Origin of the sequence: Streptomyces sp. LS1784, from assembly GCF_020103755.1 — a bacterium.
Classification (GTDB): domain Bacteria; phylum Actinomycetota; class Actinomycetes; order Streptomycetales; family Streptomycetaceae; genus Kitasatospora.
This window is the reverse complement of record NZ_JAHSQD010001258.1, coordinates 1-611: the sequence shown is the minus strand read 5'-3', so window position 1 is coordinate 611 and position 611 is coordinate 1. Positions and strand designations below refer to the sequence as shown.

General features: G+C 77.6%; 1 protein-coding gene. It reads left to right on the top strand.

The features are described 5' to 3' along the window. The coding region (locus KS423_RS46855) for a hypothetical protein (RefSeq protein WP_224285700.1) at positions 1–558 on the top strand (558 nt) is incomplete at its 5' end. Positions 559–611 lie beyond the last annotated feature (53 nt).

The window sequence follows — 611 nt, the reverse complement described above, 5'->3', positions numbered from 1 at the left end:
GCGCACGTCCGGGCGCTCGCCACGCAGGCGCTGGTCACCGCGATGCTCGGCCACTGCGCCGAGGCCGAGCGGCTGGCGGCCTCCGCCACCGCGCTCGCGCTGGAGTCCGGCGACCGCCGGCGGCTGGTCGACGCCAAGGTGCACCAGGGCTGGGTGCACCTGGCCGTCGGGGACCTGGAGGGCGCCCGGCGCCGGTCCCGTGAGGCCCGGGAACTGCTGCCGGCCACACCGGTCACCCAGGTCCACCTCTGGTCACTGCTGACCGAGGCGCAGGCCCTCCCGCCGACCGTCCGCGACGACGCCGCCGACCTCGTCTGGCACCGGCTGCTCGCCACCTGCGAGGAGGCCGGCCTGCTGTACCTGCACGCGCTGGCCGAACAGTCCTACGCCGCTCACCTGTTGGCCCGGGGACGGGAGCCGGAGGTGCGCGGCCGGCTGCGCACGGCGCTGGACCGCTTCCGCGCGCACGACCGGCAGGCGGGCCACCTCAGCGAGTTCACCACCAGCCTGGAGGAGTCGCTCAGCCTCCGCGCCGGTCAGCGGCCGACGGACGGCTGAACCGGACGGCCCGGGCGGCGGGAAGCGCAGGCCTCGCGGGCGGCCCGGGCGGC